12 protein-coding genes are annotated in these 24,644 nt (G+C 53.2%); 10 read left to right on the plus strand and 2 right to left on the minus strand.

Annotation, left to right across the window (positions count from 1 at the left end):
- Positions 1 to 193: 193 nt before the first annotated feature.
- Complete coding sequence (gene ligA, locus R6H26_RS09955) at positions 194 to 2,230, minus strand: NAD-dependent DNA ligase LigA (protein ID WP_404790300.1); 2,037 nt, start codon at positions 2,228 to 2,230, stop codon at positions 194 to 196.
- Positions 2,231 to 2,627: 397 nt separating this feature from the next.
- Here ligA and R6H26_RS09960 point away from each other — a divergent pair, with 397 nt between their 5' ends.
- On the plus strand, positions 2,628 to 3,572 hold the full coding sequence (locus R6H26_RS09960; protein WP_404790301.1) for a hypothetical protein: 945 nt from the start codon (positions 2,628 to 2,630) through the stop codon (positions 3,570 to 3,572).
- 196 nt (positions 3,573 to 3,768) lie between these two features.
- Entirely contained in the window at positions 3,769 to 4,422 is a 654-nt protein-coding gene (gene upp / locus R6H26_RS09965; protein ID WP_404790302.1) for a uracil phosphoribosyltransferase, read from the plus strand.
- Between the two features lie 64 nt (positions 4,423 to 4,486).
- Here upp and R6H26_RS09970 read toward each other — a convergent pair whose 3' ends face one another.
- The gene (locus tag R6H26_RS09970) at positions 4,487 to 4,918 is read right to left on the minus strand and encodes a hypothetical protein (protein WP_404790303.1); all 432 of its coding nucleotides are present in this window, start codon (positions 4,916 to 4,918) and stop codon (positions 4,487 to 4,489) included.
- A gap of 2,348 nt (positions 4,919 to 7,266) precedes the next feature.
- Between R6H26_RS09970 and R6H26_RS09975 the strand changes: the two genes are divergently transcribed.
- From R6H26_RS09975 to R6H26_RS10010, 8 genes are all read left to right on the plus strand, one after another.
- On the plus strand, positions 7,267 to 12,135 hold the full coding sequence (locus R6H26_RS09975; protein ID WP_404790304.1) for a beta-ketoacyl synthase N-terminal-like domain-containing protein: 4,869 nt from the start codon (positions 7,267 to 7,269) through the stop codon (positions 12,133 to 12,135).
- Between the two features lie 56 nt (positions 12,136 to 12,191).
- Positions 12,192 to 12,848, plus strand: a complete 657-nt coding sequence (locus R6H26_RS09980) for a hypothetical protein (protein WP_404790305.1) — start codon at positions 12,192 to 12,194, stop codon at positions 12,846 to 12,848.
- Between the two features lie 53 nt (positions 12,849 to 12,901).
- Positions 12,902 to 14,782: an SDR family NAD(P)-dependent oxidoreductase gene (locus tag R6H26_RS09985; RefSeq protein WP_404790306.1), complete on the plus strand. Its 1,881-nt coding sequence runs from the start codon at positions 12,902 to 12,904 to the stop codon at positions 14,780 to 14,782.
- 63 nt (positions 14,783 to 14,845) lie between these two features.
- Entirely contained in the window at positions 14,846 to 19,297 is a 4,452-nt protein-coding gene (locus tag R6H26_RS09990; protein WP_404790307.1) for a PfaB family protein, read from the plus strand.
- Between the two features lie 11 nt (positions 19,298 to 19,308).
- On the plus strand, positions 19,309 to 20,970 hold the full coding sequence (locus R6H26_RS09995) for a PfaD family polyunsaturated fatty acid/polyketide biosynthesis protein (protein WP_404790308.1): 1,662 nt from the start codon (positions 19,309 to 19,311) through the stop codon (positions 20,968 to 20,970).
- Positions 20,971 to 20,981: 11 nt separating this feature from the next.
- Positions 20,982 to 22,274 carry a glycosyltransferase gene (locus tag R6H26_RS10000; protein WP_404790309.1) on the plus strand — a complete coding sequence of 431 codons (1,293 nt, stop codon included), beginning with the start codon at positions 20,982 to 20,984 and terminating at the stop codon, positions 22,272 to 22,274.
- Positions 22,275 to 22,366: 92 nt separating this feature from the next.
- Positions 22,367 to 22,672: a phosphopantetheine-binding protein gene (locus R6H26_RS10005; protein WP_404790310.1), complete on the plus strand. Its 306-nt coding sequence runs from the start codon at positions 22,367 to 22,369 to the stop codon at positions 22,670 to 22,672.
- Positions 22,673 to 22,723: 51 nt separating this feature from the next.
- Positions 22,724 to 24,625: a hypothetical protein gene (locus tag R6H26_RS10010; RefSeq protein ID WP_404790311.1), complete on the plus strand. Its 1,902-nt coding sequence runs from the start codon at positions 22,724 to 22,726 to the stop codon at positions 24,623 to 24,625.
- The last annotated feature ends 19 nt before the right edge of the window (positions 24,626 to 24,644 follow it).

Genomic DNA, 24,644 nt, shown 5'->3' on the forward strand with positions numbered 1-24,644 from the left:
TTGAAATAATACAATTTTATTGCCCTCAACTCTCTATATATTAAAAGTATAGGCAGGAACTTTTTAAAATATTAACTTGACTTTAAGTCATATTGACTCAACTTTAAGTCACCACGCATCTATTAGCACGTATTATAAATCTTCGCCCGAAGGCAATGATTTGAATTTCCCTTATGGTAGATTAGATAACAAATTAGAGCATAGCCTTTCTGGAGAGGAGCGTAAAAAACTGTTCCTCGCTCAACTGTGGAATTCCCAAAGCTTGTGCTTTTTCCAGTTTGGAGCCGGCCTCTTCCCCTAACAGCAGAAAGTCAGTCTTTTTGCTGACCGAGCCAGTTACTTTCCCCCCAGCCCGCTCGATCAGCGCCTTTGCCTCCTCTCGTTTCAAAGTAGGTAGCGTACCTGTAATGACAAAAGTTTTACCAGCTAGCGGTTGCGGGCCGTCGGGATGAGCGCGCTCTGCGGACAACTGCAAGCCTGCGGCTTTGAGCTGCATCACGAGCGTTTGATTGGGGGGCAGCCGAAACCATTCATACACCGACTGGGCAATCTCTGGGCCAATTCCATACACTGCACTAATTTCATCCACCTCAGCTTTCCCGAGCTGCTCGACGCTTAAAAAAGCCTCTGCCAAAGCTTGAGCTGTAACGCTCCCCACATGGCGCAACCCCAAGCCGTAGAGCACCCTAGACCAAGGACGCGTTTTAGAAGCATCGATCGCCTTCATTAATTTCTCCGCAGATCGCCGTCCCATGCGCTCGAGGTTGACAAACTGCTCTGCAGTGAGGGTATAAAGATCGGCTACGGAATGGATCAGACCTTGCTCGATCGAGCGATCGACAATTTTTTCGCCCATACCGTCAATGTCCATCGCCCCTCGGCTCACCCAGTGAACGAGCGCTCCCTTTAAAATGGCCGGGCAGAGGCTATTGACGCAGCGGGTTACAGCTTCATCGGTAGGCTGTACTGCAATTTCTCCGCAAACGGGGCAGTGGGTGGGCATTTCAAAGGGTTTGGCCTCCGCAGGGCGCAGTTCCTTTAAAACCCTAACCACTTCAGGAATGATTTCTCCTGCTTTACGCACCACAACCGTATCGCCAATCCAAACGTCTAACTCGGCAATGCGATCGCGATTGTGGAGCGTGGCCCGCGAGACAGTGGTACCCGCCAACTGCACGGGTGCGAGTTCTGCGACGGGTGTTAGAGCGCCCGTGCGGCCCACGGATACCGCAATATTTTTGACCTGAGTGGGGGCTTCTTCTGGAGGGTACTTCCAGGCGATCGCCCAACGGGGTGCTTTTTGAGTGAAGCCGAGCTGGCTTTGTAAATCCAAGTCATTGAGCTTGATGACAACGCCATCAGTCAAGTAAGGGAGGTCAAGGCGGCGCAGAGACCAGTCTCGATAGTAGGTTTCGACGTCTGGCAAAGACGCGCAGCATTCTCGGTTGGGATTAACGCGGAAGCCTATTTTTTGTAGCAGCGCCAAGCTCTGCCACTGCGTGGAGGGGAGCGACAGATCGGAGGTTTCCTCGGAAATATGGAGCGTATAGGCAAAAAAGTCGAGCTGGCGCTGAGCCACAATGCGCGAGTCGAGCTGGCGGAGGGTTCCGGCGGCGGCATTGCGAGGGTTGGCAAAAAGAGCGTCGCCCGCCTCCTCGCGCTCGCGGTTAATCTGAGCAAAGATATCTAGCCCTAAAAAAGCCTCCCCGCGCACCTCAATCCAGGCAGGCGGATGCGCTAAATTCAGGCGGAGCGGAATTGCGCGAATTGTACGCGCGTTAGGCGTAATGTCTTCTCCCCTGACGCCATCCCCCCTCGTAACGCCCCTGACCAGTAGGCCATTTTCGTAAGTCAGAGCTAGAGCAGAGCCGTCAATTTTGAGTTCGGTCACGTACTCAATTTGCTTCGGCACATCGGGTTCTAGCCGCCGCCAGCGCTCGTCCCAAGCGTGCAGGTCGGCCAGATCGAACGCATTTTCTAGGCTGTAGAGTGGAATGCGGTGGGCGACGGCATTGAACCTCTCGACGGGCTTTTCGCCGACGCGCTGAGTGGGGCTGTCGGGAGAGATTAAGTGGGGATGGGCAGCCTCTAAAGAGACTAATTCTCGATAAAGCCGATCGTAAACGGCATCTTCCATCGTGGGAGCATCTAGGGCGTAGTAGGCGTAGCTTGCCGCCTGAAGCAAACGGCGCAGTTCCGTCAGTCTAGATTCGATACTCGTGGATGCCACGGCATTCCTCCAATAGGTCCATTTTCTAATTTACAGCGATCGAACCCCGCTGGATGCGTACGTTCCAAGGGCTTGACACCGCTCGATCCGTTCGCCCATCCGATATCGCTCGGTCGGCATTGCTCGCGTTTGATGGGAGAGACTTATCCTGCGGCAAAAATCCCATTCTTTCAATGCAGTAGAAACCTATGTTTTCTAGGTTTCTCTTTCCTCCGAGGAAATACGGATCTTTTTATTATTTATATAAATAAAAAATAGTTTTGTCTGCGTCAATTAATATTGACAGAAAAATAAAGACTTTTATTCGGAAATAAACTTTAAACGGGCACTCTAATGAAGAAGCTAAACGCCCTATCGTTTAACTCCTCTTCCCCATTGCATTGCGATCGCATACAGTATGGATTCATCAGACAGCCTGATTCAATTAGATCGCCATAGGTTTGTTCGTGGCAGCGAAACCCTAAACTTTGGCTCAAACCAGAGTTTAGAGCATCGCGTCGATCTTTCAGAAATAGAAATTACTCAAAGCCTTTGTACAGAGGCATCTTCGAACCTTGAAAAGCATGTCGTTTTGGATAAACACCAAGAGTTTTATCTCCTGCAAGACCTCCAGACAGAGCTTTTTCAAATTTGGGCGCTGAAGGCCGAACTGCCCATTTTTAAGTCTACCAGCTGGCGCGCGGCCTATCGAGCTTGGTTAGATCTGCGCTCAAATCAAGGCCACAACGAGGGCAGCCAGAACCGAATCAGGACCGTTCGAGCCTCTCAATCGACCGTCGACCTGCACGATTGGGTCGATCGGCATCGAGACAACCCTCAGTTCGGGCAGCTCGTCTATCGCCGCGATCGCACCGTTGAGGACTTTCTGCAATACGCGGTCCAGCTCTCGGAAGAGGTCGCCCTTCGATGGACGCCAGGCGATTCTGCTGGAATATTGACGTTAGAACTCATCAGTCGCCGCCAGCATCGCTTGGCAAAATGGGTAGAGCCACAACCGCAAACGGCGATCGCAGCGGCCTTGCATTGCGCCATCGAGATGTTCCACCAACATTGGGCCTATAGCCCCTATCGCTTCAATAGCGAACACCTAGCCAGATTGGTGACAACAGGGCACTGCGGCTCTTTTCAAACCGACGACCTTCTCGCGTCTTGGCGTCAAACCGCCTCGAACGACGGGCCTGAAATGGGACTCCCAGAGATTTTAGAATTTAACCTCGAAGCGGAATCTCTCTTCGCGGCAGCGATAGCGACGCACCAAAAGTCTTTCCAAGATGCATCGGATTTTTTACCCCCTAACCTGACGCACCAAAGCGCAAATCGATCGAAAAAAAGTGGACTCTAGATGTTTAGATCTAGAATCCACCTGCCGATTCTTGTAGAGAGGAGAACACGATCTCTATAAAGCTCAGAATAACTTTATTGAAAAAGATTGTCAATAAAATAAATTTAGCTCGCTTTCGATCGAACGAACTCCGGCGTAGGATAATGCAGAGGTTGCCACTAATGGCACCATTTCAACAGCAGTACCCGAGCAGCCTATGGCCCTACAGTTGCGAATCTTCGTGCCACCCCATCCGCTTATCAAGCATTGGTTGGCGATCGCTCGCGATACACACACGCCCGGCGTGCTGTTTAGAACGGCGCTTAAAGAACTCGGCTATTGGCTGACCTACGAGGCCATGCGGGGCGACTGGATTCCGACAGAGGATACGATCGTCGAAACGCCTTTAGGGCCGACACCTGCAACCCTAGTTTCCCCTACAATACCCATTGCACTAGTGCCAATTTTGCGGGCAGGGCTGACTCTGCTGGACGGAGCGCAGGCGGTAATGCCGAGGGCTTCTACCTATCATTTAGGGCTAGTCCGCAATGAAGAAACGTTGCAGCCATCTTGCTATCTTAATAAATTGCCAAAGGCTTTAGACCCCCAAACGCGAATTTTAATCTGCGAACCGATGCTCGCAACGGGCGGCTCCATCATGATGGCGATGGAAGAGCTGACGCGCCGCCAGGCAAATCCCAGCCTGATTCGCATCATTTCCGTGGTTGCAGCTCCCCCAGCCCTCAAGCAATTGGCAGAGACTTACCCTACGCTTGAGATCTACACAGCCACTATTGACGAGATCGTGAACGAAGACGGGTTTATCGTTCCGGGACTGGGAGATGCGGGCGATCGCGCTTTTGGCACTTGATCGGGCAGAGCTTTGTCGCTCGAGTTATTTTTAAAATCTGAACTTCTAAAATCTAAAACTGAAGCTAATTTTCTGGCGCCCTAACCCGTACGTTCGCTCGGCGACCGATAGGGCGACGGATCCGATCTCCAGAAGGGCCGGAAACCTTGGAGCGATCGATAGCCGTCAAATGCTGCCATTCGGAGGCAGGTGCAAGTGACGCACTCAGGCCGTCGTTCGAGTCTTGACAGACGAGCATCCACATTTTTCCGTGGTCGGGACAGTGAAACGCCTCAATCCATCTGTTTTTATCCGCATTCTGATGCGGAGCAACAGCTTTCTTTTTGTCCGAGGTTGCACCTGCCTCGCGAGAGGAAGCCCATGAGTTCTGCTTGGGATCGCTTATTTTTACATCGAGGAGGTAGTGTTTGACACCTCCTAGCCGCCAGAGACGCTGGGTGCAATGGGGACAGTAAAATCTTTGGACCTTATTGCGACTGCTTCTTTTCCCTGTCATTTGAAGTTCCTCCTTAATAGAGAACTAGACGGTCAACTATACGGCCAATAGCACAAAACCATTTCTTCAAAGAACTAGATATTGAAGGTTGTCAGCTAAGGTAATTCTAAAGTAGTACCCCTGAAATAGTTTTGAATGGTGCCTTTCAGCTTAAAGCCGTATGGGAAATATCAAAAAAACATACAAGAATTCATCTAGCCAGTTACTCCAGATCTTTCGAAAGGCCCTTGGGCAGAGCCTTAAGATAAATTTCTTCGCGGGTCCAAGACTGTTTTAGTCTCTTAGGACAGCGATGGCGGGAATTTACATTCAAGCAATACTTTGGTATTAGTTTATACAAAACTTGCATAATAAATGGAGTGTAGATTGCGAGCGCGAACTGCAAGCAGTGTTTGGGTTCGGTTCCTCAGTCGATATCTAATCGATATTTATGGATTTAAACCTCAGGGGGCCCCAGCTCGAAAGCAAATAGAACTCCCCAACCTCACCATACATAGAACATTATATTTTCAAGGTATGGAAAAATTCAGTTTTCTGAAGCTAGCTTGGGAAGGTTGGTGTTTGTAAGAATAGAGAACTCAAAATTTCTAAATTTGCCATTTGCACCTAAGCAGGTGTAGGGTGAGGCAAAGAGACCTTTATTCCTTTTGGTAGATATAAATATCTTCATTCTTTTGGTGCAAACGCCCTAAGGATTGAGTTTGCATGCATTAAGAGGCTTAAGCTCGGTGCGGTGCAGCATAGAATTGAAGTCAGTCGAAAAATTGCTTCTAATATAAGACTAAGTTACAGAACTGTGATCCAAATTACATACTTTAAAGATGGACTCCTCTATATTGGCCTAAGGTAAACCTTGAAACTTTCTTTAAAGTTCTCTGTTCGAGCTTTGCGTTCCTTTCTACGATCTACATCATTGTTCTTGCTAGGTCAACTTTTTAATGTACGGAAGGCTTGCGTCTAGAGCTTGATACAAGGCCGTCAATTTAAAATTTTGAACTCAGAAGACGCCAGAGAGTGCACTGAGACAGATTTTGAAGAAGCTCCCGGAAAGCCGGAAAGATCGATTCAATCCTTCGATATATAGTATGCCTGGAATTTTTCTGAGCTTATTTTGAATAAGAAGGGGTTTGTTACCTATGGCGAACTGGTCTTTGATAGATTTCTACTAATTTCAGCTTCAATCGCCGCTTCCTGCTGCTGCGTTTGAAGCTGAGAGATGCTTGAAGAAGCAGTCTCTGAGACCATTAGGGGGGTTAATACTGCATTAAGCCGGGTTACTGGAGAAGTGTCTTCGGTATTGAGTGCATGTATTTATTTGTCGGGTTTTGCTTTTTCAGAATTAGCTAGCTCGAATTGTCATCGTACTGTTTATATTTTCTGCTCTCCAAATGGTAGAGTCGTATTCTCCTACTCAATTTTTTTACTATGAGGAAAATCAACTTACCACCTATAAAAAGATATATGGAGGACTTTATAATGGTGAACCGTTTTAGGCACGAAAAACATCCAACCTTTCTCGCCTGTTGCATTAAAAACTAGTATATTAATGGCAGCGATCGACGAGCGCATCACCAACCTATTCGCGATCGTCGATAAATATAGATCGAGATAGATCGAGCAACTCGAAAGAATTTTATAGCTCAAAGCTATGGCTTCTATAAGAAGTATTACTAGTTGTTATCGCAACCCATTCAAAAAATTTTTAAGCTGTTAGCGTGTTTCCCCTTACTGTCGCCATTCTCAAGCGATCTAGCCCTTCCGATAACCAAGGTTTTGGATTCTTGATACCTATCGCAGAGATCGAGCGATTTTAAAAGATCGGCCATTGAGTCAATCTTAAGCCGATCGAAAAGCACCGCCCAGCCGGCAAGCGAGAACGGTGCTTTAATCCCCCAGAAAGGAGGCTGCCACGATTATGGCATTATTTATTGGATTTCCATACGTTCTAAGCTTTGTTAATAATTTTTCCTCTAAGTGGTTAGAGCGTTTTACTATAGCGCCCGCCGCTGCATGGCAGCAGCAAAGAGAACGCTTGAAAGAACCGCTCGCATGCCTTCCGCCAATCTCTTTTAAGGATTCGGCAAAAGATCGGCGTGGCATAGCCGATAGGCACAGCCTGCGCAAGCGAGTGCGGGTTTGGCTGGCTAGGGCTGTAGATAGTGAAATGAGCTGCCTAATCCCTGATTCGATCGGGGTTTAGCTAATTTTAGGCAGCAGAGGTACCGCTCTATCTGCCGATAGGGGCCGATAGTGTCAATGTCGCCACAAAAAATTGCAGAGTTGAAGCCCATGCGTTCGCAAGAACTTGGGGCCAGGGTTCGCTCATCGAAGCGATGAGGATCAAACTTATGTCTTCTACTCGTATTCTGTCCGAGTTGAAATGCTTGAAGTCTCAGATAGGCAAGTGCGAAGAGACCGTAATCGAGTTAATACAGGCGAAGAAAACCATGACTCCCGAATCGATTTATTCCGGTCAGGTTAACCGACAATTGAAACAAACGCCCATTGCCATTGTCGGCATGGCTTCTCTATTTCCGCAAGCCGACAACTTGCAGGAGTACTGGGAAAATATCCTGCATGAGGTCGATTGCATTGCTGAAGTGCCTCCCTCGCGCTGGAATGCGGAAGATTACTACGATCCAGACCCCAACGCTCCAGACAAGACTTACAGTAAGCGCGGCGGTTTTATTCGCGAGCTCGACTTCAACCCTATGGAATTCGGGTTGCCGCCCAATTTGCTGGAAGTTACCGACATTTCCCAGTTGCTGTCGTTAGTGGTGGCCAAGCAGGCATTGGAAGATTCGGGATACGGCGAGTCGAGCAATTTTAACCGCGAGCAAGCGGGAATTATTTTAGGCGTGACTGCCGGTCGTCAGTTGGCGACGCCCTTATCCACTCGACTGCAATATCCGATTTGGGAAAGGGTCCTCAAGCAGAGCGGGTTGTCCGAATCGGAAACGCAAGCCGTTATCGAAAAAATTAAGCTGGCTTACGTGGAGTGGAACGAGAATGCCTTTCCGGGACTGCTCGGAAATATCGTGGCCGGACGCATTGCGAATCGGTTGGATCTCGGTGGGATGAACTGTACGGTCGATGCTGCTTGCGCCAGTTCTCTGGCGGCGTTCAAAATGGCCATTAGCGAATTGACGGACTATCGCGCCAATTTAATGCTGACGGGCGGGGTGGATACGGATAATAGTATTTTGACTTACCTCTGCTTTAGTAAAACGCCCGCGCTCTCGAGAACTCAGCAATCTAGACCCTTCGACGCGCAGTCAGACGGCATTTTGCTGGGAGAAGGCATCGGGATGGTCGCGCTGAAGCGCTTGGAGGATGCCGAACGAGATGGCGATCGCATTTATGCCGTCATTAAGGGTATTGGCACCTCTAGCGACGGACGCTTTAAGAGCATCTACGCACCCCGCGTGGAGGGTCAGGTGAAGGCGTTGGAGCGGGCCTACCAGGATGCGGGATTCGAGCCGGCGAGTATGGGTTTAATCGAGGCCCACGGCACGGGAACCGTTGCCGGAGATCTGACGGAATTTGAAGCGCTGAAGCAGTTTTTTAGCGATCGCCAGTCGGCCAAACAGTCCATTGCCTTGGGGAGTATCAAATCCCAGATCGGGCACACCAAGGCGGCAGCGGGTGCTGCCAGCGTTATTAAAGTCGCGTTGGCCCTGCACCACAAAATCCTACCGCCTACGATCAATATCGAAGCGCCCAATCCGAAGTTAGATCTCGATCGATCGCCGTTTTATTTGAATACGAAGGCGAGACCTTGGATTCGTTCGCCGGAGCAGGGACCGCGACGGGCTGGCGTCAGTTCCTTTGGGTTTGGCGGCACGAATTTTCACATGCTGCTGGAGGAGCATGGGGGCGATCGCAACCGCAACCGTCCGGCGCTATCCGCACAGCCCTATCGCCTTCACCGGAGACCTGCATCGGTCGTGCTGTGCGCCTCCACCCCCGCTCGACTGTTGGCCGAATGTAAGGCTGCGTTGGAACAATTCCAATTAGAGACGGGCAAGACTGCTTATTCGGCCTTTGTGGAAGCGTGCCAATCGGCTGAGATTCCCGAAGCCAGCGCCCGACTGGGATTTATTGCCGAGTCCCTAGAGGAAGCCTGCCACAAACTGGCGATCGCGATCGATTGGCTGGAGAAGCAGCCGGATGTATCGGCGTGGGAGCACCCAAAGGGAATTTACTTCTGGGAAACGGGCTTGAACCTCAAGGGAAAAGTAGTGGCGCTGTTTTCCGGACAAGGTTCCCAGTACCTCAATATGGGGCGGGAGCTGGCCATGAACTTTCCTGAGATACAGCAAACCTATAGCGCCCTAGATCGCCTGTATCTCCAGCAGGGCGAAACGCCCATCTCTGAGGTCGCGTTTCCACCCCCCGTCTTTACGGAAGAGGCCCGCATGCCTCAAGTCGAACGGTTGCGCCGCACCGAGTACGCTCAGCCTGCCATTGGTGCCTTGAGTGCCGGGTTGTTCAAAATTCTAGAGCGGGCTGGATTCAAACCCGACTTTGTGGCGGGTCATAGTTTTGGCGAGTTGACCGCGCTTTGGGCGGCAAAGGTGCTCAGCGATGAGGATTACTTTGCCTTAGTGCGGGCGAGGGGGCAAGCGATGGCGACGCCGCCCGCAACTGATGCCGATGCGGGGGCCATGATGGCTGTCAAAATGGCGTCGAGTCAAGTGGAAGCGATCGTCCGAGATTTGCCGCAGGTGGCGATCGCCAATTTGAATTCACCGCAGCAGGTGGTCTTGGCGGGAACCCGCTCGGCCATCGAAACGCTCCAGCAGCAATTACAACGCCAAGACAAAATGGCGACCCTCCTTCCGGTGGCGGCTGCCTTCCATACGCCGCTGGTCGCCTACGCTCAAAAACCCTTCGCTAAGGCTATCGAGGCGGTTCGGTTCGGGCCGCCCCAACTGCCGGTGTATACCAATGCGACGGGGCAGCGCTATCCAGACGATCCGACTGCGATTCAGAAAATTCTCAAGGATCATTTGTTGAATCGGGTGCAGTTTCAGCGGGAGATCGAAACCATTTATGCCGAGGGTGGCTACTGTTTTATCGAGTTCGGCCCCAAGGCGACCCTGACCCATCTGGTCAAAGAAATTTTAGGCGACTCTCCCCATATTGCAGTGGCGCTCAATGCCAGCTCGCAGCACGATAGCGATCGCCAGTTGCGCGAAGCGGTTTTGCAATTGCGGGTTGCGGGTTTGACCCTCGGCAGTATCGATCCTTATGCGCTGGCACCGTCGCCGACAGCCGTTGCTAAACCCAACAAGGCGTTGAACGTGCGCTTGAGCGCGAGCAACTACGTCAGCGAGAAAGCCAAACTGGCTTTCGAGAAAGCGTTGCAAAACGGACGACCCGTGAAGGCAGCCAACTCCGCAGAAGCAGCGCGGCCTTCCGCGCCCGCGCCAACCGCTTCTAAACCGGAACCTGCCGTGGTAGCGCGGTCGATTGCAGATCGAGCGCCACCAGCCTCTCGTCCGACGAACGGCTTTCCCCCCCCTGCTGTGTCTCCCTCCCATCAGCCCCCCCCTGAAATGGAATCGCAGATTATGGCTCACTCCTCTTTAGACGGTTCTCGCCTGTTTCAGCACTTAGACGACAGTCTGGCCCAGCTGCGCCAGCATCAGAGCGAAACGTTGCAGGTCCACGCCCAGTACCTCAACCACCAGATGGAATATGCCAAACTTTTCTGGAGCTTGGCCCAGCAGCAAGGCACGCTCTATGCCAATTTTGCCAAAGGGGGCGGTCGCGAGATCGACGCCGCGCAGTTGACGGTGTTGCAGAGTTTGGATCGCAATCTGACGCATTTCCACGAGCATCAGACCCAAACGCTGGAACTGCACGGGCGATCGCTGGATCGCCAAACTGAGTACGCTCGCAGTCTCTTTCATCTGGCAGAGTTCCAATATCGGGCGCTCCTGGGGAATAGCTCGGCACACCCGCCGACGGAACCCTTGGAGGATGGGCTTCCCGTGGCCTTGCCCTCAACGCCACCAGAATCTCTCCTCGTGCCGCCAACCCCGGAACGCCCTGCTGCTCCAACTGTCAATACATTCGAAACAGTCGGATCGGGGGCATTCCCGCTGGAACCTTCTCGTAACGGCAAATCGCACGATGGCAGCGAGTCATACAACGATTCAAACAATGGTGCAAACAATGGTGCAAACAATGGTGCAAACAATGGCGCGGCGATGCCAGCCCTCGCTCGACAGGAGAGTCCCGCACCAGCGCTCGAACTCGACCCACCCCAGCCCGCTGCTGCAACGTCCAGTCCCGCACCAGCGCTGGCAGTCGATGTCGCCGAGTTCGAATCCGTCCTGCTGGCGATCGTGAGCGAGAAGACGGGATATCCGAGCGAGATGCTGGAACTCGAGATGGACTTGGAAGCGGATTTGGGTATCGATTCGATCAAACGCGTCGAAATCCTGGGCGCTTTGCAGGAACGCTTCCCCAGTTCGGTCCAGCCGAATTTAGAGGACTTGGCAGAACTCCGCACCCTCGCGCAAATTGCGGCTTATATGGCGCAACTGTCAGCGGGACGCTCGCAGCCGGAGGGTAGCCCCATTCGGCAGGAGCAGGAGACCCGCGAACCTGAGAATCTAGAGCCTCCCGCACTCGATCCGCTCGAGAATGGCAACGGGAATGGATCTCGTCCAAGCTATGCCGTAACGGCACCGCCAGAATCGCGGAATGGGTCGCACCGCGAAACGGCTACCGCCACTGCGATCGCGCCCCATCTCGACACAGCCGTGTCGCTGCCGGAGTTGGACTTGGCCCATCCTTTAGCGCTCCATTCGCCCTCAAATTCCACCCCAACCGTTGCGGATCTCGATACCGATCTCGATACCGACATCGACGTCAAAGCCTTGGCTCAGAGCTTGCTGGCGATCGTGAGCGAGAAGACGGGCTATCCGGTCGAGATGCTGGAACTCGAGATGGATATGGAGGCCGATTTGGGCATCGATTCGATCAAGCGCGTTGAAATTCTGGGCGCCGTGCAAGAGCGATTTCCTAACCTCCCCCAGCCCAATCTGGAAGACTTGGCCGAATTGCGCACCCTCGGACAAATTGTGGATTTCCTCGGCGATCGCACCGCGGAAAAAAAAACGACTATCTCGGACCTGAACATTCCAGATCTGACTCTCCCAGATCTGACTCTCCCAGAACCGATTGCCAGTCTCCCGAGCTAGTTCCTTCCATTCGGCGGGGTGTCGTCCGGCTGAGACCTCTCCCCGCACCGGACTGGTTGGCGTTTCCCGCTCCCGTCGTTTGTTTGCTTACGGACGACGGTTCTGCGACAACCGCACGACTGGCAGACGCCCTCGCCCAGCAAGGTACGACGGTCGTCGTATTAAGTTTCCCCCTTGCGTTGGTTCCCCACCGCTCGTCTCTTCCAGAAGGTGCGGTTCGGGTCGAACTCGCAGACCTGACCGAAGCCCATCTCCAACACCAACTCGCAACCCTGATGTCAACCTACGGCCCTATCGATACCTTCATCCACCTGCATCCGCGATCGCCCCTACTGTCAGGGGACGATCGCGCCTCTGCAAAGGCGGAAAAGACCCTTCTCCAGCAGGTCTTTCTGCTAGCGAAGCATCTGAAGCAGCCGCTCGCGACGGCGGCTCGGACCCGCCGCAGTTGCTTTCTGAGTGCGGCTTGGTTAGATGGAACTTTTGGGTTGAGCCGTCAGGGCGACTTTAGCGCGATCGCAGGGGGGGTATTCGGGTTGACGAAGTCCCTCGCGCGCGAATGGCCTGCTGTGTTTTGTCGAGCCATCGATTTCAGTCCCGAGCTGGAGACCGATCGGGTCGCGCGCGCCATCCTGGCCGAACTGCACGACCCCAACTTGGCGATCGCCGAGGTCGGTTACAGTGCTGCAGGGCGAGCGACCCTAACTTGCTAAGCACGCTTTCAGAACGCTTTCAGTCACTGGACGCAATGGATCGAGATTGATTTATGACCTCCACCTTTAACATCGAACCCTCTTCTGTTTTTTTGGCCAGCGGCGGCGCTCGCGGCATTACGGCCCAGTGCGCGATCCGTCTGGCCCAGGACTATGGAGGCCGCTGGATTTTATTGGGCCGCTCGGAGATCGCCGATTCGGAACCCGATTGGGCTGCGGGTTGCTTCGACGAGGCCGAACTGAAGAAACGGATTTTGGAACACTTTAGGGCACAAGGTCTCAAACCGACGCCCAAGGAAATCCAATCAAAATTTAAAGCAATTTCGAGCCGCAGGGAAATTCTCAATACCCTCAGAGAAATCGAGGCAGTGGGAGGGCAGGCAGAATATTTGAGCGCGGACGTGACCGATTTAGAATGCCTGCGCGCTCGAGTGGCTGCTGTCATCCATCGCTGGGGACCGATCTCGGGAATTTTGCACGGCGCTGGAAATCTGGCGGATAAGGCGATCGAAAAGAAGACCGTCGAAGATTTCGAGACGGTCTATGCAGCCAAGGTACAGGGGTTGGAAAACCTATTGCAGTGCGTCCCCGCAGAGCAGCTCAATTATTTGGTGCTGTTTTCTTCCGTCGCGGGCTTTTACGGCAATGCCGGGCAGACGGATTATGCGATCGCCAACGAAATTCTCAACAAATCGGCCCATCGGCTGAAGGGGCAGCATCCAAACTGTCACGTCGTGGCCATCAACTGGGGACCCTGGGACAGCGGCATGGTGACACCAGAACTCAAAAAAATCTACGCCGAACATAATGTTGAGGTCATTCCAGTGGCAGCAGGGACTCAACTGCTTTTTCAGGAGTTGAGCGGCCACAATTGCGACATTGCTCAGGTCGTCATCGGGAATCCCTTACCCTGCCCTCAGCGCGCGCCAGAACCCGAATTGCAGACCTATCGAATCCGCCGACATCTCACACTCGCAGACAATCCGTTTCTGTTCGATCACGAAATTGCGGGTTACCCAGTGCTTCCCGCAACTTGCGCAATGGCCTGGATGATTAATGCCTGCGAGCAGCGCTATCCCAGCTATCGATTTTTTAGCTGCAAAAATTTCAAAATTTTAAAAGGAATTCCCTTCGACCAAACTCTGGCCGATGAATATATTTTAGATCTCAAAGAAATTGCTAAAACTGACACTCAATTCATAGAATTTGAAGCCAAAATTTGGAGCAAAACGACTGCTGGTAAAACTCACTATCATTACACTAGTCAAATTCAGTTGCTGAAACAGGGTTTGGTTGCTCCCACCGAAACCCTGTATGAACAGTTGCATTCCCCACTGCATTCGCCCCCCCAACCCCCCAATTCTGGGGGGAGATCGACCCGAGATGTTGGATTTCTCCCCCCAGAATTGGGGGGCTGGGGGGGCCAGTGTAATGTCTTCAACACCGATGAAGGCTTGAATCTTACTCCCGATCGGTTGCTTGAAATCCCCATTGAATCCTTCTACCGCACGGGAGACTCGGGCTTATTTCACGGCCCCGCATTTCAGGGCATCGATCGCATTATCCACATCGACCTGGAAGGCATTACCGCCCAAGCAACCTGGAAAAGCCTTGCGGAACGCGAACAGGGACAGTTCCCTATTCAAACGGTCAACCCCTACATTGTTGACCTCAGCATGCATCCGCTCTGGGTTTGGACGCAGCATTTCCACCAAAAAGCGTGCTTGCCTGCCGAGGTGGGACAGTACGAGCAGTTTGCAGAAATCCCAACTGACAACCCCTTTTTTGTGACGACAAAAATCAAAGCGCTGACCGAAACCAGCGCAACGGTCAATCTGACGATCCATGACGGCAAAAGTTTAATTTACGCGCGCATGACTGGTGCTAAGGCCACGCTGATAAAGATGAATTTATTGCGTCAAAAGCAATCTTGAACATTCTCGCTATAAAATTCTCGCTATTTTATAAATTTTATTTAGAAATTGAAGGGAAAAATCGTGGAGAAGTTGGCAATTATCGGCATGGATGCGGCGTTCGGAGCTTTTCGCACTTTGGATGCCCTCGAGCGCAGCATTCATTGCGGAACGCAGCATTTTGTTCCTTTTCCGTCCCACCGCTGTCAAGATGCAAAAGATTGGCAGCGGTCTTCCTTATGTTCTGACGTTGAAAGCGGCGATCGCCCTGAGGGAGCCTACCTCGACCGCGCCGATATCGACCTGTTCGGGTTTGCGGCGCGATCGAGCGATCTGCTTGAATTCTCGCCTTCGCAAAAATTGCTGCTCGAGGTTGCCGAAGCAGCCTTAAAAGATGCGGGTATCGGTCGGGGGAAAACGGTTGCCATTCTGATTTCAGCCGAACATCAGCCGATGGTGCCGATCGCGCCAGATCGAGACGATCGCGCCTATGTCGACGCGATCGCCAAGACGCTAGCCCAGCGCATTGCCGCGAGGTGGGGCTTGACTTGCCCGGATTTTACCCTCATCGCAGGCGAAAGCTCGACCTTTAAGGCGCTAGAACTCGCCCAAACCCTCCTGCACTCTGCCCAAGCCGATGCGGTGCTGATCGGCGCGGTCGATTTATTGGACGGCATCGAGCCGAATCCAGTACGTTCCGCCACCGCCGCCACCGATCCGGGCGCGCGCACGCTCAGCTACGACCGCAATGCCCGCAGCGTTGCTCCGGGAGAGGGTGCGGGCGCGGTGGTGCTGAAGCGCCTCGACAAAGCCCGAGCGGACCGCGATCGAATTTACGCGGCGATCGAGACGATCGCCTGCGTGCAGGGAAGCGCTACAGCTCGATCGGAGGCGATTGCCCAGGTCTGTCGCATTGCCTTCGAGCAGGCGGATATCAAACCCGAACAGATCGGTTACGTGGAAGTGGTCGGGAGCGGCATCGAAGCCGAGGATATTGCGGAGATTCGAGGGCTGACCGCAGCGTATCGCACGACCTCACCCCAGCTCAGCTGTGCGGTCGGCAGTGTTAAGGCAAATATCGGCCATACCCGCACGGCTTCGGGAATCGCGAGCGCGATCAAAACGGCGCTTTGCCTGTACCATCAATACCTTCCCGTTACCCCTCAATGGACCGCGCCCAAACAGCCGGAATTGTGGGAATCCAGTCCGTTTTACATTCCGACGCGTTCTAGACTCTGGTTGATTCCGCCCAATGCTTCGCGTCGCACTGCTGCCATCAACGGCATCGGCCAAGACAACAGCTACGCCCATATCTTGCTGTCGGAAGAACCCAGCGCGAAGGATCTGCGGAGTCCTTATCTAGAACAAATGCCGCTGCACTTATTCCCGCTGGCCGGGGGCGATCGCTCGGCCTTGCTCGCGCAACTCGAAACCCTGAGCGCTGCGGTCGAGAATGCCGACTCCCTGACTCAAGCTGCCAGTCAAGCGTTCGATCGATTTCGGCAGCAATCTCAAGCGCCCTACGCAATCGCCATCTTGGGACGCGATAAAGCCGAAATCTGCCGCGAAATTCAACGTGCGCAAACCGGGATTCCCCAAGCTTTTGACAAAGGCAGCGAATGGAAGACACCGCTGGGCAGCTACTTTAGTCCCAATCCCCAGGGACAGCGCGGGGGCGTTGCCTTTGTCTATCCCGGCGCGTTTACCTCCTACATGGGATTGATCGACAGTATCAACCGACTGTTTCCGCGAGTAATGGATTCCTTGGCGGTTTTTAATGCGAGCGATCGCATGCGACAGTTGATGGATATTGCGACCCAGGAAGTCTATCCCAGAACCCGCGAGAAACTAACTGCGCGGCAAATGGAGCAGTTGGAACTGAAACTCCAAGATGATGCCACGACGATGTTGCTCTTCGGCACGGGTGCGGCGGTCTTTTTTACGACGATTTTGCGGGAGTATTTTCGCCTCGAACCCCAGTCAGTTTTTGGCTATAGCTTGGGGGAATTCAGCATGATGTACGCGCTCCAAGTTTGGTCGAGCGCTGACGAAATTGCCGAACGCCTCCATCGCTCGCCGCTGTTTAAAACCCGCTTGTCTGGCCCGAAGGAAACCGTGCGCGAGTTTTGGGGACTGCCTCTGGAGGAAACGCCGCACCAGAAAGAGTTTTGGGGCACCTACGTCCTCCTCGCCGAACCGACTGCGGTCCGGGAGGCGATAGCTGCGCACCAAGAGTCCGCGTCCGAACCAAAAGTCTATTTAACTCACATCAATACCCCCACTGAGGTGGTCGTTGCTGGAGATGACGAAGCTTGCCAGCGCGTCATTAAAGCGCTCAATTGCGACTATTTCCCAGCGCCTTCCAAGCACGTCCTCCACTGTGAGGCCATGAGTTCGGAATTTTCCGAACTGTCGGACTGGTTTACCTTACCCCTACAGCCAGTCCCCCAGCTCTCGTTTTATACGGCGGCGACCTACGGGCAGACCTGCTTGGATAGCTCGGCGATCGCCAAGAGCATCGCTCAAGCCCTCTGCCAGCCCTTAGATTTTCCGCGTTTGATCCGCCAAGTCTACGACGATGGCGCTCGGGTCTTTATCGAACTCGGGCCTGGGGGCACTTGCTCGCGGTGGATCCGCGAGACCCTGAAGCAGGAAGACCACGCCGCTATTACCTTCAACACCCGAGGCGTTGACGACCACACCTCTACCCTGAGGGCATTGGCCAAACTCGTCAGCCATCGCGTTTCCCTGGACTTGGCTTGTCTGTACGAACCGCTTGCACAACCCCACCCCATCCCCGAGAAAATCCTGGTTGAAGCAGGTACTTCGGGTCGACAATCCTCCCCTGGGTTACCCTCCCCACGAAAGCCATCGTTGCCGCCTAAATTTCCTGTCCGAGGAGACTTAGTTTTCAGAACTCCTGCACGGCAAAGTACAAAACAAGTCCATGCCAAGACTTCAAATTTTTCGACGGCAGGCGCGCCGTCGGTGTCCACCGAAACCCTGACCAAAGCATCTGAAAACCTGCATTCCTCTCTGCATTCGCCCCCCCGACCCCCCAATTCTGGGGGGAGATCGACCCAAGATTTCGGATTTCTCCCCCCAGAATTGGGAAGTCACTTCCGTGGGCGGGTTCCCCGACTTGAGGAAAGTGGCGTGGGCTGGGGGGGCCAGTGTAATGCCTCAGGACACCGTCATCCCCATGCTTCTTTTTTAGACTTGCGGCAGGAATCCTTGCGGCAAATGGGTCAACTGATCGAACGACAAATGGCAACGGCCAAAACCCTGTTGTTGGACGCACCCCCCGCACCCAACCCGTCCCCGACGGTTCTGCGCCCCGCTCAAAGTCCCGCTGTCCTAGACGAAGCGGCAGTCCTGGAATTTGCAACGGGAACCTTGGCGTCTGTCTTCGGTCCAAGCTATGGCGAAGCCGATACCTACCCCAAGCGCCTTCGCCTGCCAATGCCGCCCTATTTATTCGTCAGTCGGGTAACGCAGTTGCATGCCGAGCGGGGACGGTTCGAACCGTGCAGTATCGAGACGGAATACGACATTCCCGCCGATGCGTGGTATGCCGTAGATGGTCGAGTTCCCGCGTCAATTTTTGTCGAGGCCTATCAGAGCATCATCCTGTTGCTCAGCTATTTGGGCGTCGATTTTGAGGCGAAGGGAGCGCAAGCCTTCCGCGCCCTAGACACCACCCTAGAATTTTTAGGCGACCCGCCCCGCGCTGGGGAAACCTTTCGGTGCTGGGTTCGGATTCGTTCCTTTACCCGCAGTAGCGGCATGCTCCTGTGCTTTTACGACTGCGAGTACTTTGCGGGCGATAGCTACGCACCAAGAGTCCGCAAATTCCTGACCGTCCAGGCCGGCGCGGGTATGTTTCCCGAGCAAACCCTCAAGAAGTCGGCGGGCATCTCCCTGCCTAAATTGGCACTGGCAGCCCGCAAAAATCCGCAAAAACCGCAATTTACGCCCCTATTGACCTGTCCTAAAGTGTCCTTTCACGAGCGAGATTTGCTCCGGCTTGGAACGGGCGATCTGGCCGCCTGCTTTGGCGAAACCTATGCCGCCAGCCAGCAGCAGAATCCATCGTTGCGATTGCCAGCTTCGGCCTTTCGCGCGATCGACCGAATTCTGGCGGTCAGCCCTAAGGGCGGTACGTGGGGGTTGGGAATGCTCGTGGCAGAAAAAGATTTGCATCCAGAGCATTGGTATTTCAACTGCCACTTCAAAGACGATTACTGCATGCCCGGAACCGCCATCGGCGAAGGAGCAATGCAATTGTTGCAATTTTATGGGTTGTTTCTGGGGCTGCAAGTTCGTACCCGCCAAGGGCAATTTCGCCCCATCCCGCACCTCATCCAAACCACTCGCAGTCGCGGGCAAGTCGTTCCCCTGCATGGCAAGTTGATTTACCAGCTAGAAGTGTTTGAAATCGGTCTCGAACCGACGCCTTTTCTCAAGGCCAAAGCGTTCGTCAAGCTGAGAGATAAGACCATTGCATCGATCGAAAATCTGGGAGTTCAGTTATGAGAGAAGGCAGCATGACGAGTATTACAGGCCCGATCCGGCGCGATCGCCCCTCTACCGTTCCCGCCGATCTAAACCGCAATGCGGCTAGCAAAACCGATCCGGCTTGGACAGATCCCGCGCAACAGATCGCCTTCGATCCAGCAGGGATTCAAGCAAAATTAATGCGTTTAGAATTGCCTTGCCACTTGGTTGAGGTGGATGGACGCTTGGGCATCACCCATGACAAAGTGTTTTCGCCCCCGGCAAGATCGGTCGAGACTCTGGCCAGCTTGCCGCCTTTGCTGCCCCAACAACTGGGCGATCCGACATTTCAAACCTTTCACGGGGTGAAATATGCCTATGCCACTGGCGCAATGGCCGGCGGCATCGCCAGTGCCGACTTAGTCATCGCCCTCGGCAAAGAGAAGATTTTAAGTTCCTTCGGGGCGGGCGGCCTACCGCCAAACCGGATCGAAGCAGCCATTCATCGGATCCAGCAGGCGCTCCCGGTCGGCCCTTACGCTTTTAATTTGATTCACAGTCCCAACGATCCGGCAATGGAACGGCGCGCGGTCGATTTCTACATCAACAATGGCGTGAAAACCGTAGAAGCTTCCGCTTTTCTGGACTTGACGCCCAACATTGTCCGCTACCGGGCCGCAGGACTCAGCCTCGATAGCGCAAACCGCATTCAAATGCGCCATAAAGTTATCGCTAAAGTCTCGCGCCGCGAAGTTGCGGCGAAGTTCCTCCAACCCGCTCCAGCCAAAATCCTGCGGGAGTTGGTCGGGCAGGGACTCATCACCGAACAACAGGCCGCTCTTGCCGAACGAGTCCCGATGGCTGACGATCTCACCGTCGAAGCGGATTCCGGCGGCCATACCGATAACCGACCGCTGGTCTGCTTGCTTCCGTCTCTGATCGCGCTGCGCGACGAGATTCAAGCAAAGTACGCCTATGCCAACCCAGTGCGCGTTGGGGTTGCGGGCGGTATCGGCACGCCGCAATCCGTCCTAGCTGCGTTCGTGATGGGGGCGGCCTACGTGGTCACAGGCTCGATCAATCAGGCTTGCGTGGAATCGGCAGCCTCCGACCACACGAAAAAACTCCTCGCACAAGCGGAAATGCCCGATGTAATGATGGCTCCGGCGGCAGACATGTTTGAGATGGGCGTAAAACTGCAAGTTCTCAAGCGGGGCACGCTTTTCCCGGTGCGGGCGCAGAAACTCTACGAACTTTACAAAACCTACGACTCCATTGAAGCCATTCCGACTAAAGAGCGAGAGCAATTAGAAAAACAGATTTTCAAGAAAGAACTAGACGCCATTTGGGAAGAAACGGTTGCCTTCTTCCAGCAGCGCGATCCAGAACAGTTGGAACGGGCGATCGCCAATCCCAAGCGCAAGATGGCCCTGATCTTTCGCTGGTATCTGGGGCTATCTTCCCGCTGGTCCAATACCGGAGAGCAGGGACGAGAAATCGACTACCAAATCTGGTGCGGCCCAGCCATGGGCGCATTCAACGACTGGGCGCGCGGCACCTACCTCGCCGAACCCCAAAATCGCCGCGTCGCCGACATTGCCGACCACCTGATGGCCGGGGCTGCATTTTTATATCGCCTTCAAAGTCTGAGTCTTCAGGGGTTGCATTTACCCGCATCCTACTGCCAATACCGTCCGGCACCCTTTGTCTGAGGAGTTGTCAAATGAATGAATTCGCCCCAATTCTCTGTTTGGCATTGTTCTGCCTATTGCTGGTGCAATTGCCATTTCTGCTCGCCTTTGCGTCCGCCGTGGGCAAATATGTGAGCGCGGCGAGATCGCCCCAGGCTGCCAAAGCTGCGCTCGAGGCCCCTACACCCCCGATAACGGTCGTTTTGTGCGTGCGCGGTGCCGACCCGTTTTTGCCCGCCTGTCTGGAGGGATTGTTAAATCAAGATTATCCAGACTACCGCTTGCGGATTACGATCGACAGTCCGGACGATCCGGCTTGGGCTGTCGTCGAACGAACGGTAAAGGGGCATCCTGCTGCGGTTCAGGTGAGTTCTCTAAAGGACAGACTGTTAACCTGCTGCCTGAAGTGCAGTTCGCTGGTTCAGGCTCTGTCCGATTTAGATCCAGACTGTCAGGTCGTTGCCATTTTGGATGCCGATGTCGTTCCCCATCGGACCTATTTGCGCGAATTGGTCGCGCCCTTGGCGGATAGCCGGATTGGCGTGGCTTCTGGGAACCGCTGGTATGTTCCCGTTTGGAACCAATGGGGGTCTTTGGTTCGGTATGTATTTAACGCCTCGGCAGTGATGCAGATGCATGCCTACAAGATGCCCTTTGGCGGTGCGATCGCCTTTAAGGCAGATATCCTGCGCCGCTCTCCTCTATTGGAGCGCTGGAGCCGCTCCCTCACGGATACTCCCGTTCTGGCTGGCGTATTTCGCGAGCAAGGGTTAGGTGTCGCATTCGTACCTTCCCTCATGATGGGGAATTTTGAAAGCTGCGAACTTCCAAGCTTCATTAGCTGGATGAAACGACAACTTCTGATGGTGCGGCTCTATCACCCGCCCGCAAAATGGTGGGCGATCGTAGCCCACGGAACCATCATTTCCACGATCCCAGCGCTGTCCGTCGGTTTGCTCCTGGCTTCTGCTTTTACAGGGCAATGGGGCGCATTCGCGGCGATCGCCATTGGAATCATCGTCTACGGACTCGGATCGCTCTCGATTCTCGTCGTTTTAGACGATTGCGTCCGCAAAGTTCTCAAAACTCCCGGAGAAAAGCCCGTTCCAGCCTTTTCTCCCGCAAATCTCGCCCAGATTCTATTGGCGATTCCCCTCATGCAGTTCGTCTATCCCCTTGCCCTGTATTCCGTCATGCTGATGCGCGATGTCCGTTGGCGCGGCATTCGCTATGAAGTCAGAGGACCTTGGGATATCAAACTGGCTGAATATCAGCCCTACAGTCCCACGCAACAGTTTGCGAATTCAAATACCTCGGTCTTCTAAAGCAGAGCGTCCTAATTTTGCTCGACCGCCGATTTATCGATATCACCCGCCCGCAAACCCTTTATTTCAACTCATCTCAATTAGCAAGAATTATGAAGATCGAATCGAATCCCGATGCAATCCCTCGAGAGCCTGAATCTTCGGAAGCCATTCAAGCCTGGCTCATCCAACAGCTTGCCGAACAATTGCAAATAGAACCCAATCGAGTAGATGTCCGAGCGCCGTTTGACAGTTACGGCCTGGATTCGTCTCAGGTTTTCATTATTGCCAGCAAAGCCGAGAAAGCATTTGGATTCGAACTATCTCCAGTTCTGGTGTGGCACTACCCTACCGTTGAATCGCTGTCCCGTCGGCTAGTCGAAGAATTTACCGTAGCAGAGCAGGTTTTTGAAATTTGACTGGTTCGCAGAAACAACGGAAGCCCTATTTCTAAATGAGAGGTTCAAGTCGTGAACGTATCCGAGCTAATGACCGACCTGATGCAGAAAGGCGTTCGATTTCAAGTCAACGAAAACAAAATCAAAATTAGCTCTGCCCGAGCGGTATTGACGGAGGATATTCTGGCACGGTTAAGCGAATACAAACCCGAAATTCTATCGTTCTTGCGCCAGCAGCCCGAGGAGTCCATTGCTACTGAAACTGAGGGACCCGAAACTGAGGGACTCAAAAATGACGGGCAAATCCCTAGCCTAGACACCATCGGTCGGTTGATTAGCGGGCTCGTCCGTCCGGAGGCTTGCGGCGACTATCGATCGCCCACGATCGATGCTGTAAATATGGCTCAAAAACTAGCCGTCGCGTTTAGACCCATCGCTCAGAACCAAACCAAACCAGAGCTTCAGACCTTTAGCTATGAGTTAGAACGCACCCTCAAAGCTTTGGGCGTTAGAGTTGTTCCCTGGCAAAAGGCGACTAAGGCATATGCCTACGATTTTAAAATACCCATTTTAGGCTGGAAAATAACGCTTAAAAAGAGATTTGTTAAATCGGAAATTAATGCGGTTGTCGATATCGACAAAAAACCTTCCATCTCGAGCAAGGCTCGAATTATTTTAGCCGAACTATTTTACTTGTCCTACGTACGCTCTTTTGCGCGCGGTAAGAAGATGTCGGTTTCGAGGATTGCGATGCTAACGGGGTGGGCAGAAGATCGCGTTGCTTTGCAACTAGAGAACCCAACAGAGACTCAGGTTATCTCGCTCACCGAATTCGATCGAGAGCTCGCTAACGATCGGGTACCCTATCAGAAAAAGATCGGGATCGGCCTCAATACCTTAGTCAGAACGTTTTCAGAAATTGCGATTGGAGTTTCAAAGGACGAACTTTCAATCCTGAACATGAATCTTTCCGACTCTACTTTTTCAAGGTCTCGGCTTGAAGATTTTGTCCTCAATTCATTAATTCCCAAGGTATTTGTCCCCATTCTTCCCCTTTCGATTAGCCGCTTTGAATGCGGTCAATTCGACCCTCAAGCGTCGTCCTATGCCAAGTGCTTGGTTTCGCTAGGGCAGGGGCTATCCGCGACGGGGTTGTTTCCCTCCGGCTCAAAATTGAGCCAGGTCGTTAAAAGACCGTCTCATCGCGATTTGGTGGATGTCTTGGTGAATGGGAGAACGGGAGTATCCTACGGATTTCTCGCCTATGCCGAGCCGCCTCAATATTTTGGAAGTTCAGAAATTACCGAAGCAGAATGGAACGATCTGCTGCCCGTTGAAGGGTTCGGTGTCGGCGAAGTTCGACAGAATAAAGCCGAACGATGGTATATCAAAACCGTTGCTGGTGCGGAAGGTGGCTATTGCTTTAAGCAGATCCCGGATATTTGGCTGGTAAGTTCCCGTTCCGGTTCCGACAAGACTGGCCTCAGTCTCGATCGCGACGTTACCCGCATTGGGTTGAAGAAAGGATTGTTTTTCCAGATTCCTCAGGGAATCGATCCCGAACGCATGGATATCAAGCCTTCCTACGATATCTACGTCATGCTGGCGATCGCCCTTTCTGCAGCTTTATACATCCCGGAACTCATCGAAAACGGTTGTCCGATGGTTCACTTTCACGGATACCCCTCCTCGAAGTGGTTCGAACCCGGCGAGTATTGCACGGGTGCCAGCAATCCTTCAGTCCCCTGCGGTACTTACGAGTCCGGCGTGTTGAACTTTCTCGGACTCGCCCGAGTTGCAACTCACGCTCGCGAGCGGATCGATCTCATTACTTCGATCGAACCCGACCACGGGACAAACGCGATCGCCTCCAATCTCGACTATTTACTCGATCGCTTAAAGACGGGATGCGCGACTGGAGATATCCAATTAGGCGGGAAGCATTTTGCTTCCCTTGCAGAGATTTCGATATAAAGCACGACTCGATCGCCAC

Source organism: Altericista sp. CCNU0014 (assembly GCF_044923475.1).
Taxonomy (GTDB): domain Bacteria; phylum Cyanobacteriota; class Cyanobacteriia; order Thermosynechococcales; family Thermosynechococcaceae; genus JAAURS01.